We start from the raw sequence: 11,744 nt of genomic DNA, 5'->3' as shown, positions 1-11,744 counted from the left end.
CTTCTGGGGAAACCTGGCTCGCACTTACCGTCAGCCATTCGTCTGGGCGGGGCGTCCGGATGAGCGCTTTCTGGCGTCCCCTCCATTGCACTACCCCGATCATATCCAAACGCTCGAGGATTGAACGGATCACAGTACGGCTCACGTCGAATTGCGCGGCAAGCGCCAGTTCCGAAGCCAGCAAATCACCAGGTTTCAACGCGCAACACTCCTCGAGAACCGCATTGAAAGTTGCCCTGAAGCGTTCGTCCGTCCGCGCCATCGCGAGAGCCTCCTGTCTCTGCTCCCAATATACCAAAGGGCAAGTGTCGACAATAATTAAAAACAATTGACAGTGGATATTTTGACCTTCATTCTGCATTTAATTATTTTATACCGCTCAGGGAGGGGCGTCATGTCAGTTGAAGCGGATCGGCTTGCTGTGCCTTTGGCTGGGGTCAAAATTTCATCCGACACCCTGCATAAGCTTTCAGCGCTATTCACGCTTTTCATGCTGGTCGGATTTTTTTCCTTCGGTAATGCAGCCTTCCTGAGCGTCGGCAACGGGCTGACGGTGCTCTTGCAGACGTCGGTAATCGGCCTGCTCGGGATCGGAATGACGCTGGTGATCGTGACCGGAGGTATCGATCTCAGCGTGGGTTCGGTACTGGCGCTTTCCGGAACCGTAGCTGGGCTCGCGGTCAAGGCCGGAATTCCTGTACCGCTCGGCATGGCTATGGGAATCGTGGTCGGGGCTTTGTGTGGGGCCGTCAATGGCATCGTGGTCACGAAGATGCGCATCACGCCATTTGTCGCCACGCTCGGCATGATGCTGATTGCCCGGGGCACTGCCTTGCAGATCACCGGCGCCGCTCCGATTTCGCAGCTAGGCGAGGCGTTCGGCAAGCTGGGCAACGGTTCGCTTTTCCGAATGATCGGCGTGGGTTCGAATGGGCTGCCCAAGGTCATTTTTCCGGGAATTCCCTATCCGGCGATCCTGCTTGTCGTCGTTGCCGTTGCTGTCGGCTTCATGCTGCGCCGGCGCTCCATCGGCCGCCACATCTATGCCACTGGTTCGAATGAGGAAGCCGCGCGGCTTTCGGGTGTCGAGGTCGATCGAACCAAACTTGCCGCCTATGTCATGTCCGGCGCGCTCGCCGGACTGGCCGGGATCGTTTTGATGTCCCGACTGGTTACCGCCCAGCCCAATGAGGGCGTCATGTACGAGCTCGACGCGATCGCGGCGGCCGTCATCGGCGGGGCGTCGCTGATGGGCGGGGTTGGCACCGTGTCCGGAACCATGATTGGCGCCTTCATCATCGGCGTCTTGCGCAACGGCCTGAACATGGCCGGCGTCTCAGCCTTCATCCAGCAGATCATCATCGGCTTCGTCGTCATCATGGCGGTCTATGTCGATCAGCTGAGAAGCCGCCGTTAACCGGCAAAACTGTTTTCATCAGAGGAGGAGAATATGAAGAAGACCTTAAAAGCACTGCTTCTGGCAAGCACAATGATCGCCGCGCCCGCCACCGTCATGGCGGGAGAAATCGCGGTGATCGTCAAGACGACTAACTCGAACTTCTGGCAGAATGTCAACAAGGGCGCTTCTGCCGCGATCGCCGGTCAGAGTGAACACACGATGACCTTCAACGGCCCGGCGGCGGAGTCCGCGATTGCCGACGAACTCAGCATGGTCGAAAACGCCATCAACCGCGGCGTGATTGGCATCGTGCTCGCACCGTCGGATCCGGACGCGCTTGCTCCGGCCGTCAAAAAGGCCAACGAAGCCGGTATCCCAGTCGCAATCATCGACTCCGCGCTCTCGGATGCGAGCAAGGGCACCTTCCAGACCTTCCTTTCGACAGATAACTGCGCCGCCGGCAAGCTTGCCGCAACGATGATGATCGACAAGGTCGGGAAAGAAGGCAAGGTAGCCGTAATGTCCTATGTGGCGGGCGTCGGCTCGGAAGTCGGTCGCGTCGGTTGCTTCGTCGACTATCTAAAGGCGAATTCCAAGCTGGAAATCGTCGGGCCATACTATTCGCAGTCCCAGATGGCGACGGCGCTCAATCAGACGACCGACGTGCTAGCCGCCAATCCGGATCTCAAAGGCATCTTCGGCGCCAACGAGCCGACCGCGGTCGGCATGGGCCGTGCGATCGTCCAGGCCGGCAAGGCGGGCGAAGTCGTCGCCATCGGCTTTGACGGCAACGAAGACCTGCAGGCCTTCGTCAAGGACGGTACGCTCGTCGCGACCATGGTCCAGGGTTCGTATCAGATGGGCGAACTCGGCGTGAAGGCCATTCTCGACATCGTCGGCGGCAAAACGGCTGAGCCGAAGATCGATACGGGCGTTGTCGCCGTCACCAAGGACAATATCGCCGCTCCCGAGGCCAAGAACGTTCTGTACTGAACGGGCGGCCGCGAGAAGGTAGGGGCCTCAGGCCTCTGCCTTCTCTTTCCTCAGGAAGACCTCATGAATGCTCATGTCACACGATCGCGGCCGCTGGTCGAGATGATCAATATCCAGAAGAGCTTTGGCGGCGTCCACGCAGTCGAAGACGTGTCGATTGACCTCTTTCCTGGAGAGGTCGTTGGAGTCCTGGGCCATAATGGCGCGGGAAAATCCTGTCTGATGCGGATTCTCTCCGGCGCCATGGCGCCGAACGCCGGCACGATCAGGATGGGGGACGAGGATGTCCGGTTCCTATCACCTCAGGACGCGCGACGTCAGGGGGTCGAGACCATCTACCAGACGCTTGCCCTTGCCGACCATCTCGATGCTCCGTCCAATCTGTTTCTCGGCCGCGAGCTGAAGACGCGATGGGGCAATCTTGACGACAAGAACATGATGGAGGAAGCGCGCCGGGTGCTGCATCGGCTCAACCCCAACTTCAAGAATCTGAGCGACCCGATTTCGCGATTGTCCGGCGGTCAGCGGCAGGTCATTGCCATTGCCCGCGCCATCTATTTCAAGGTGAAGATCCTCATCATGGACGAGCCGACGGCTGCGCTCGGACCAGCCGAGACAGCGATGGTCGCCGATCTCATCAGGCAGTTGCGGAGCGAAGGTATCGGCATCTTTCTCATCAGCCACGACATGCACGACGTTTTCGACCTCTGCGACCGTATTGTTGTGATGAACCGGGGACGCAATGTCGGCGGCTACTCCATCGAGGAAGTAACCAAGGATGATGTGCTGAGCCTGATCATCAAGGGCGAGATGCCCGACGGCTGGCGGCCGCGCAATGCGGCCAGGACACCACAAACCGGCCTGAGTTCGAATTGAGGAAGGAAGACGAATGTTATGCGGCACCTGCGTCGAACCCGGACGGTTCGAACTCATCGAACGGCCTCTTCCCGTAGACTTGCCAGAAGGCTCGGCCTTTGTCGACATCACGGCAGTCGGCATTTGCGGAACGGATTATCACATCTATGCCGGCAAACATCCCTATCTCAACTATCCGCGCGTGATCGGCCATGAACTCAGTGGCCGGCTGGTCACGCCTGTAGACGGCATCGAGGCGGGCACCCTTGTCGTGATCAATCCCTATATCGCCTGTAACAAATGCCGGACCTGCCTGCGCGGCAAACCGAATTGCTGCTCGAACATCGCGGTGCTGGGCGTTCATTGCGATGGCGGCCTCTGCCAGCGCGTCGCAGTTCCGGCAGGCAACCTGATAGCCGCCGAAGGACTCGACGAAATCCAGGCGGCCATGGTCGAATTCCTGGCGATCGGGGCCCATGCGGTGGCCCGTTCGGGACTCGCCGCCGGCGACCGGGTGCTGGTCACGGGCGCCGGACCGATCGGCATCGGGACCGCGCTTTTCGCGCGGCTCGCAGGCGCGGAGGTTCATCTTTTGGATTTGAGCTCTCAGCGGCTGGCTTTGGCGCGCGAGAGTTTCGATTTTCAGAACACGTATGAAGATACGTCGCGGATCCTTGAAGGCGACTGCGCCGATGGCTTTGACACTGTCTTCGATGCAACGGGGACTGCGGTAGCCATAGAGGCAGGCTTTCCATTACTCGCGCATGGAAGCAGCTATGTGCTCGTCAGCGTCGTGAAGGATCATATTCGTTTTGACGACGCGGAATTCCACAAGCGGGAAACTCGCATCATCGGCAGCCGCAATGCCGTCCAGTCAGATTTCGAAACCGTCATGGCGGCCATCCGTGAGGGCAAGATCTCCACGGATGCCCTCTGCTCGGTGATCCTGCCGCTGGCCGACATGCCGCAGCGCCTGCCCGAACTCGCCCAGGACAGGACCGGACTGATCAAGGCGGTGGTGCGGCTCTGATCCAGCGCCTACGGTTGCATCCAGAGAATAATGTGGCTTAAAATTGTGGGTGCGTCTCCCACGATGCCGTACGCCGTGTCCAAGGGCCACAAGGTTGCGTTTCCAGAACAATGGTCTTCAAGGCAGTGTCGCCTCCAGCATAGACGGAAGCGGATTGACATCAACTGGAACCGAGTAACAACATTTCCACCAAAGCGACAAATAGCCGAGGAGAAAATTATCATGAAGGCAATCGTCGTGACGGACGAGGCTGCAGGAACGGCCGGGATGAAGCTGGTGGAACGTCCCGAACCGCACGCAGCAATAAACGACGTCGTCGTTCGGATTCATGCGTCGGGATTCGTTCCGACTGAGCTGGCGTGGCCTTCGACCTGGACCGATCGGCGCGACCGTAACCGGACACCGTCGATCCCTGGCCACGAACTGGCTGGAGTGGTCACCGCCCTCGGCTACGGCACGACGGGACTGTCGGTAGGACAGCGCGTGTTCGGCCTCGCGGACTGGTATCGCGACGGCACCTTGGCCGAGTATCTGGCGATCGAGGCATGCAACCTCGCGCCGCTGCCCGGCGACGTCGACTTCACGATCGGCGCGAGCCTGCCAATCTCGGGGCTGACCGCATGGCAAGGGTTGTTCCAGCACGGCCGCCTCCAGGCGGGACAGAGCGTACTCGCGCACGGCGCGGCAGGCGCCGTTGGTTCGATGGTGACTCAGCTCGCGCGTGAGGCCGGCGCCTACGTAATCGGCACCGGGCGCGCCGCCGACCGTCAGAAGGCGCTCGACTTCGGCGCGAACGAGTTCGTCGACCTCGAGAATGACGCACTGGAAGACGTTGGCGGAGTCGATCTGGTGTTCGATGTGATCGGCGGTGACATCCAGAAGCGGTCCGCAGGCCTGATTCGAGCCGGAGGAACACTGGTGACCATCGTCGGGCCGGCCGAAGCGCGGCCCGCGGACGGCCTGGCGATCGACTTCGTTGTCGAGTCCGATCGTGCCCAACTGAGCGAGATCGTCCAGCGAGTGCGGGACGGACGACTGCGGACGAACATCGGCAACGTCGCGACCCTCGACGATGCCGTCGCCACCTTCAACGCGACCGAACGGCGCGCGGGGAAGACGGTCATCCGGGTTCGTCCGTGAGCGACACGGGGAGGGCGCGGGTACAATCATCGCCGCAGAGGCTCGACACGACGGCAAGTCCTGCGCACGGGGCGCCTCATACCATTTCCATCAGATTTATGGGTTCACGACCTAACTCTTCCCACATCCGGCTCCAGCCGTTAATGTCCGTACGACTACGGGTGTCTTTGCGGCCCCTGCGGGTATCGAGCTGGGAGAGTACAACGCCATGACCGGAACGCGCCGCAAGCTGACGACGATCTTCTCCGCGGATGTTCAGGATTATACGCGCTTGATGCGTACTGATGAGGAAGGAACCCTCGACACCCTGAAAAAATACCGCGATGCAATGTCCCGGTTGATCGAAATCCATGGTGGCAGGGTCGTCAACACCTGGGGCGATGGACTGATCGCTGAATTCGTGAGCGTGGTCGAGGCGGTGCGCGCAGCGCTCGATGTGCAGAATGAGCTTGCGGGCTACAACGCCGACCGCCCCGACGACACGCGCATGTTGTTTCGTATCGGTATCAACCTTGGCGATGTAATCGCCGAAGGTGACGACATCTACGGCGATGGTGTGAACGTGGCTGCACGCCTGCAAGCATCTGCATCGGCTGGCGGCATCGTCATATCCAACACGGTGTACGACCACGTGCGCAACAAGGTTGCGGTGGGTTTCGAATGCTTGGGACAGCTACCGGTCAAGAACATTGAAGGTGGCGTGCTCAGCTATGCCGTCAGGATCGGGGAAGATAGTGCCCGTTCTGCACAACAGGAGCCCTTTCCGGCCAAGGGCGCGTCCGATGAAAAGACCGTTGAACTCACCAACACCCGCAACACTGGTTCCGGCGTGGTACCAAAATGGCGCAACTACGGAGTATTGGGCGTAGTCTCAGCCGGTATTCTCGCCATCAACCTGCTGTCGTGGGACGGCGATTTCTGGGCGCCGTGGCCAATCCTCGCTTTGGCAATCGTGGCCGCACTCTCATGGATGCGCACCGCCCGACAGGTTGATCACGTTCTGGCCGCCCTCGCGATAATTGGCTTTGCCCTCATCAGCATCAATCTGCTTTCCTGGCAGGGCACTTTCTGGGCCGCTTGGCCATTGCTTGCGATGGCTGTCCTCGGCAGTATCCGATGGTTTACGCGCCGGCGCGCGGAACCTTAAGGCCAATGTGCGAAGGCTCGAACCTCCGGTGATTTGCGGCAGGATGTACTATTTCTCCGCCCACGGTGGATGATACGGTTCAAATGGCTTGCCATCATTGTGCAGGCAACCAGCGAGCAGTAACCCAAAGATAGCCAAAACAAGTAGGGATTTGAGAGACATCGCATTGCTCCTGCACGCGGTTAGCGTGCGTCGCGCTTGGCCTGTGCTACCTGCGCAGCCGCGCGCTGCCGACCGCGTTCCATTGGCCGGATAAGACTGTTTGCCTTGGTGTTAGGATTCGCACGCATGCCTTGATGTGCATACCGCGTGTTGAATTCATTGCCTTTTGTCGGCGCCTGCTGCTTCAACGCCAACACATTGCGTGCGTTTTCGATCAGTGTGATGCTGGCTGCCAGGCGGCGACGTCGCTCCACTTCAGTGTTCAGCCTACGCATAGTCATCGCGAGAACGGCGACTTTCAGCTGAGATCCATCATCCCGGGCCGAAGCCGCACTGCCCTTCGGGGCGGCCTTGCCGCGCATTTCGCGGCGGCGGCGATTAGACTCCGTTTGCGCCTTGTCACGCTGTTGACGTGCAAGCTTCACCAGGTTGGACAGGTCAGCATCATTCATTTCCTGCAACGCGGGATGGTGAGACTTCTCCACCAGAATACGCTCTTCTGCGTTCAGTGCGCGCAGCTCTTCCTTGCGTGAGATGGCCATGCTGTGTCCTCTCCGTAGAAGTTGTCGCCCGACTTTCTTATGAATCACGCATGGGGTCAAGGTTGGCGCCGGGCATCTGCCCCAATCCGACTGCGTCACGACTTGTGTTGATGTTGATGGTGCGCATCCGGGAAATGCGAGTGCGCGTGTCGCAAGGCAGGATGTCTGTGGAGATGGCTATGGCTGACACCTGCGGCGACTGGGTACGGGTGATCATGCTGATGGTGAAGATCATGAACGTGCTCATGCTTGTGCTCGAGTTCGGCATGGAAGTGATCGTGTTCGTGTTGTTCCGTGAGATGGAGCCAAATGCCTATTGCCATCAGGGTGCCAGCAAAAATGAGCGAAGGTGTCAGTGGCTCGCCCATCGCCAGTGCAAGCACTGCACCAATGAAAGGAGCAACTGAGAAATACGCACCTGTTCGAGCAGTCCCCAAGTGCCGTAGCGCCACCACAAACAGAGCCAGACTTATTCCGTAGGCGACGAACCCAAGTATGAGTGCACCCATCAGATTGGGCAGAGGCGGCAAATGAGAACCCAACAACAAGGCTAGTCCGAGGTTCACCGAACCCGCGACAAGGCCTTTCACCGACGCGATCCACGAGGCGTCAGACAAGGACACTTTACGGGTCAAGTTGTTGTCGATGCCCCAAGCAAGACACGCTGCCAGGATCGCACAGGCCGACCAGAACCCCTCGAAATGGGCTTCGCTTGGCCAGCTCAAGATCAGCACTCCGGCCATAATTGCGATCATACCGAGCGCGATACGCCGGTCGAAATTCTCTTTGAAGACGAACCATGCGAGGAGGGCTGTGAAGACAGCTTCGGCATTCAATAGCAGTGAAGCACCCGATGCGGGTATTCCGACCAATCCAACCATGAGCAGAACTGGTCCAACAATCCCGCCAGCAGTGACAGCGCCAATGAACCATGCCAACTCGTGACGAGGTAGATGGACAGCTGGAGACTTCGTGAACCGACGATATAGCGTCAGACCCAGGCCAGAGCCTAGATACAAGAGTCCGGCAAGCATCCAGGGGCTGACTGACGACAGCAGCAGCTTCGCCAAAGGTGTCCCAATGCCGAACAAGGTTGCGGCCATCAGTGCCGCTGGTACTCCTTGAACAAGTCCTATGCGCATTGTGCCTCCATTTAGTCTGACCGTCCCGGCAGCCGTGCCGTCCGGTTGGGAACAATCTTAAGCGCCGCAGAGGACTATCGCTAGGGCTCGGCGTACTTGACACGGCCAAGCCACATGACATTATGTTGAGCTATGGGGTTGCGATCACCCCACAAGGCGTCAGCCGAAGTATCGCGTCCAAACAACAACGGAGGACGCGTCATGACTTCACTTCTCGAAATTTCTTCTGAAAAACTCTATCGTTTGGTTGGCACCCCAGGCTGCCCCATCCTTGTCGACGTCCGCACCAATGAGGACTTTGACGCTGATCCACGCCTGATCCCCGCCTCAATAAGGCACGGCCATGGTGACGTTCAAGAATGGCTCAGCCATGTGGCAGGTCATGCGGTTATCGTGATCTGCCAACGGGGACGAAAGCTAAGTCACGGCGTGGCGGCATGGCTTCGCCAGGCGGGGGTCGACGCCAATGTTCTTGAGGGCGGGATCGAAGCGTGGCTTGCATCCGGCTTCCAGGCGATTCCGGTTTCGAAGTTACCGGCTCGCGATAGCGCCGGCCGTACAGTCTGGGTGACACGAGCGCGACCGAAGATCGATCGCATCGCTTGTCCATGGCTGATCAAGCGCTTCGTTGATAGGGATGCTGTCTTTCTGTTCGTTCCCCCCACTGACGTCGAGGCCGTGGCAGACCGCTTCAACGCAGCCCCATATGACATTGAAGGCGTTTTCTGGAGCCATCGCGATGAACGGTGCACCTTCGATGTGATGGTCGAAGAATTCGGCTTGTCGTCAGAGCCCTTGCTGCGATTGGCGACCATCGTCAGAGGGGCCGATACAGCGCGACTTGATCTTGCCCCTGAAGCTCCTGGGCTGCTGGCAGCATCCCTTGGACTGTCGCGGATGTTCGCGGATGACCACGAGCAGCTGAATGCTGGTCTCGGGCTCTACGACGCCTTCTATCGCTGGAGCCGCGATGCGACCGACGAGAAACACAATTGGCCGTCCACGAAGCGGACAGTGTGATGACGGATACCATCGGCAAGTCCAGCGCAATCTCAGATGAGCAAGAACATGAACACGGCATCTCCTTCTCGGATGCCGTGAAGGTCTGGGCAAGGGTCGCCGCTCTGAGTTTTGGCGGTCCTGCCGGTCAGATCGCGGTTATGCATCGGATCATCGTCGACGAGAAGCGGTGGATCGGAGAGCATCGGTTTCTACATGCGTTGAATTACTGCATGCTTTTGCCGGGTCCGGAAGCACAACAGCTTGCAATCTACATCGGATGGCTTTTGCACAGGACGGCTGGAGGCCTTGTCGCCGGTATCCTGTTCGTCTTGCCCGGCTTCCTCGCAATCCTTGGCCTCAGCTACATCTATGTCGCCTTCGGCAGCGTCGATGTTATTGAAGGATTGTTCTTCGGGCTAAAGGCTGCAGTGCTAGCGGTGGTTTTTCAAGCAGTGTTTCGGATCGGCGGGAGGGCGCTGAAGAACAAAGCTATGGTCGCAATTGCGGCGTGCGCCTTTGTGGGGATCTTCTTCCTTCATGTCCCGTTTCCAATGATTATCTTGATGGCGGGTGCGATCGGCTACATGGGCGGACGGATCGGATCACCGTTGTTTCAGATCGGTGGGGGCCATAAGTCCGGAGCAAGTGCAGTGCTGGAAGACAGACATTCGGCACTTGGCGAAATCACCCCGCGTCACGCGCGGCCCAACCTTGTTTGGTCGCTGAAGGTCTCAAGTATCTTGCTGGCACTTTGGCTAATACCTGTCGCACTTATCGTCGTCATTCTCGGCTTCGACAGCGTCTTTTCCAAGATCGCGATCTTCTTCAGTCAGATGGCATTGGTAACGTTCGGCGGAGCCTATGCCGTGCTTGCATACGTCGCGCAGGAGGCGGTCCAGCACTATGGTTGGCTCAAGCCAGGCGAGATGCTCGATGGCTTGGGGATGGCCGAGACGACACCGGGACCGCTGATCATGGTTGTCCAGTTCGTTGGCTTCATGGGTGCCTTTCGCGCTCCGGGTTCCCTAAATCCAATGGTTGCAGCAACCTTCGGAGCGGTGCTGACGACATGGGTGACGTTCATCCCATGCTTTCTGTGGATATTCCTTGGCGCACCGTTCGTCGAGAGCTTGCGCGGCAACAAAGCGCTGACAGGTGCGATGTCCGCAATCACTGCTGCAGTTGTCGGCGTCATTTTAAACCTGGCAATCTGGTTCGGTCTGCACGTGCTGTTTGCAAACGTTGAAACCTTCAGTGTTGGATGGTTCTCGCTCGATATTCCAGTCTTCCGGTCGATAAATGTTGCGTMGCTGCTTTTGACTACCGCCGCTGTACTCGCATTGTTTCGATTTCGAGTATCCGTCATCTTTACGCTCATCGGCTGCGCTGTGGCCGGGATGGCTTGGACGCTCATGACACGTTTCTGATGGCAACACGGCAAGCGAGATCGCATTGCCGTGCCCGCTAAATCACTTCTGTTCGATACGCTTGAGCACGGAGTCGAGGGCAAGCGTCAACGCCTTCGTTCCACCATTTTCCTTGAACTCCGCGAAGACCTGCTCATTCAGACCGCCCTTTGTCGAAAATTTAGAAGCCATCGCCTCGAACGATTGTTCGTTAGATGAGTCCGTTGCATGGGACAGACCGCCAAACAGCCGTTTTAAAAAAATACTCGCCTGATCATAGGGCATGCCCTCGGCTTCGAGCCAGCGGGCGCTTGTTTCCAGCAAGCCGAAATATGTGGCCATCAGCGAGCTCGCCGCGCTAAAAAGGTTGTATTGCTTGAGGTCTTCTGCCGGCACTGAAGCGCCAAGCGAAGAGAACAAGTCAGCAATCTGATCGTTGGGCGGATAGATTGCCGTTGCTCCACGCAATTCAGCGACAAATGGCAGGGGAATCGTCCTGGTAATGGTTACGGGCACACCGATCCAACTGGTAAGCGACTCGATCGGGACAGCGGCAATAAGGCTCACCACCTGCTGGTGCTCGCGAAATTTGAGCTCTTTTACCACTTCCTCGGCGATTTGCGGCCTTACGGCAAGAAATACGATGTCGGCGCTCTCCACGACATCCTGATTGTCACGACCCACGCGCACGCTCGGAAACATTTCCGCCAATCGCGCTGCAACGTCCTGACTGCGAGGGGAGACGACGATAGCCTCGATATCGGACCTCGATTTCATCAAGCCAGTGATAACGGCCTCGGTAATGGCACCCGTTCCTACAAAACCTAGTTTCATTGTTCCCCGCAAAGTTTGATGTGTCCGTGTAGCATAACTCAAACAAGTCGCCGCGCCATGCAAAGTGGATCGGGACTGTGCTCTCCCTCAAC

Annotated in this window: 12 protein-coding genes; 8 read left to right on the top strand and 4 right to left on the bottom strand. The window is 58.4% G+C overall.

The genetic code is table 11. The annotated features are described in order from the left end of the window. The coding region (locus tag ACXJ5O_RS01510) for a GntR family transcriptional regulator (protein WP_457298335.1) at positions 1–262 on the bottom strand (262 nt) is incomplete at its 3' end. Positions 263–394: 132 nt separating this feature from the next. Here ACXJ5O_RS01510 and ACXJ5O_RS01505 point away from each other — a divergent pair. From ACXJ5O_RS01505 to ACXJ5O_RS01480, 6 genes are all read left to right on the top strand, one after another. Further along, the gene (locus tag ACXJ5O_RS01505; protein ID WP_457298334.1) at positions 395–1,417 is read left to right on the top strand and encodes an ABC transporter permease; all 1,023 of its coding nucleotides are present in this window, start codon (positions 395–397) and stop codon (positions 1,415–1,417) included. 33 nt (positions 1,418–1,450) lie between these two features. Beyond that, positions 1,451–2,392 carry a substrate-binding domain-containing protein gene (locus ACXJ5O_RS01500; protein ID WP_457298333.1) on the top strand — a complete coding sequence of 314 codons (942 nt, stop codon included), beginning with the start codon at positions 1,451–1,453 and terminating at the stop codon, positions 2,390–2,392. Between the two features lie 63 nt (positions 2,393–2,455). Then, positions 2,456–3,268 (top strand): ATP-binding cassette domain-containing protein, encoded by an 813-nt coding sequence (locus tag ACXJ5O_RS01495; RefSeq protein WP_457298332.1) that lies wholly within the window; start codon positions 2,456–2,458, stop codon positions 3,266–3,268. A 13-nt stretch (positions 3,269–3,281) separates the two neighbouring features. Beyond that, positions 3,282–4,277 (top strand): zinc-binding alcohol dehydrogenase family protein, encoded by a 996-nt coding sequence (locus ACXJ5O_RS01490; RefSeq protein WP_457298331.1) that lies wholly within the window; start codon positions 3,282–3,284, stop codon positions 4,275–4,277. A 222-nt stretch (positions 4,278–4,499) separates the two neighbouring features. Next, a complete protein-coding gene (locus ACXJ5O_RS01485) occupies positions 4,500–5,417 on the top strand; it encodes an NADP-dependent oxidoreductase (RefSeq protein ID WP_457298330.1) in 918 nt (305 codons plus the stop codon). 208 nt (positions 5,418–5,625) lie between these two features. Next, positions 5,626–6,564: an adenylate/guanylate cyclase domain-containing protein gene (locus ACXJ5O_RS01480; protein ID WP_457298329.1), complete on the top strand. Its 939-nt coding sequence runs from the start codon at positions 5,626–5,628 to the stop codon at positions 6,562–6,564. Positions 6,565–6,746: 182 nt separating this feature from the next. On the opposite strand, the gene ACXJ5O_RS01475 is transcribed toward ACXJ5O_RS01480, so the two are convergent. Beyond that, complete coding sequence (locus tag ACXJ5O_RS01475; RefSeq protein ID WP_457298328.1) at positions 6,747–7,268, bottom strand: hypothetical protein; 522 nt, start codon at positions 7,266–7,268, stop codon at positions 6,747–6,749. A gap of 95 nt (positions 7,269–7,363) precedes the next feature. Continuing rightward, complete coding sequence (locus ACXJ5O_RS01470; protein WP_457298327.1) at positions 7,364–8,410, bottom strand: EamA family transporter; 1,047 nt, start codon at positions 8,408–8,410, stop codon at positions 7,364–7,366. A 201-nt stretch (positions 8,411–8,611) separates the two neighbouring features. Here ACXJ5O_RS01470 and ACXJ5O_RS01465 point away from each other — a divergent pair, with 201 nt between their 5' ends. Together ACXJ5O_RS01465 and chrA are read left to right on the top strand one after the other, a co-directional pair. Further along, positions 8,612–9,430 carry a chromate resistance protein ChrB domain-containing protein gene (locus ACXJ5O_RS01465; RefSeq protein ID WP_457298326.1) on the top strand — a complete coding sequence of 273 codons (819 nt, stop codon included), beginning with the start codon at positions 8,612–8,614 and terminating at the stop codon, positions 9,428–9,430. Next, entirely contained in the window at positions 9,430–10,839 is a 1,410-nt protein-coding gene (chrA, locus tag ACXJ5O_RS01460; protein WP_457298325.1) for a chromate efflux transporter, read from the top strand. Before ACXJ5O_RS01465 ends, chrA begins: the two co-directional genes overlap by 1 nt. A 42-nt stretch (positions 10,840–10,881) precedes the next feature. Here chrA and ACXJ5O_RS01455 read toward each other — a convergent pair whose 3' ends face one another. After that, positions 10,882–11,652, bottom strand: a complete 771-nt coding sequence (locus tag ACXJ5O_RS01455) for a pyrroline-5-carboxylate reductase (protein ID WP_457298324.1) — start codon at positions 11,650–11,652, stop codon at positions 10,882–10,884. Positions 11,653–11,744 lie beyond the last annotated feature (92 nt).

The organism is Phyllobacterium sp. P5_D12 (genome assembly GCF_054049495.1).
Note: the sequence above shows the minus strand (reverse complement) of the source record. Positions and strands in the feature narration are given on the sequence as shown.

What these genes read in the sequence shown, in the direction of transcription:
- ACXJ5O_RS01475 (WP_457298328.1), bottom strand. Translation starts at nt 7,268, where the DNA reads ATGGCCATCTCACGCAAGGAAGAGCTGCGCGCACTGAACGCAGAAGAG.
- ACXJ5O_RS01500 (WP_457298333.1), top strand. Translation starts at nt 1,451, where the DNA reads ATGAAGAAGACCTTAAAAGCACTGCTTCTGGCAAGCACAATGATCGCC.
- ACXJ5O_RS01490 (WP_457298331.1), top strand. Translation starts at nt 3,282, where the DNA reads ATGTTATGCGGCACCTGCGTCGAACCCGGACGGTTCGAACTCATCGAA.
- ACXJ5O_RS01485 (WP_457298330.1), top strand. Translation starts at nt 4,500, where the DNA reads ATGAAGGCAATCGTCGTGACGGACGAGGCTGCAGGAACGGCCGGGATG.
- ACXJ5O_RS01480 (WP_457298329.1), top strand. Translation starts at nt 5,626, where the DNA reads ATGACCGGAACGCGCCGCAAGCTGACGACGATCTTCTCCGCGGATGTT.
- ACXJ5O_RS01470 (WP_457298327.1), bottom strand. Translation starts at nt 8,410, where the DNA reads ATGCGCATAGGACTTGTTCAAGGAGTACCAGCGGCACTGATGGCCGCA.
- ACXJ5O_RS01495 (WP_457298332.1), top strand. Translation starts at nt 2,456, where the DNA reads ATGAATGCTCATGTCACACGATCGCGGCCGCTGGTCGAGATGATCAAT.
- ACXJ5O_RS01465 (WP_457298326.1), top strand. Translation starts at nt 8,612, where the DNA reads ATGACTTCACTTCTCGAAATTTCTTCTGAAAAACTCTATCGTTTGGTT.
- ACXJ5O_RS01505 (WP_457298334.1), top strand. Translation starts at nt 395, where the DNA reads ATGTCAGTTGAAGCGGATCGGCTTGCTGTGCCTTTGGCTGGGGTCAAA.
- ACXJ5O_RS01455 (WP_457298324.1), bottom strand. Translation starts at nt 11,652, where the DNA reads ATGAAACTAGGTTTTGTAGGAACGGGTGCCATTACCGAGGCCGTTATC.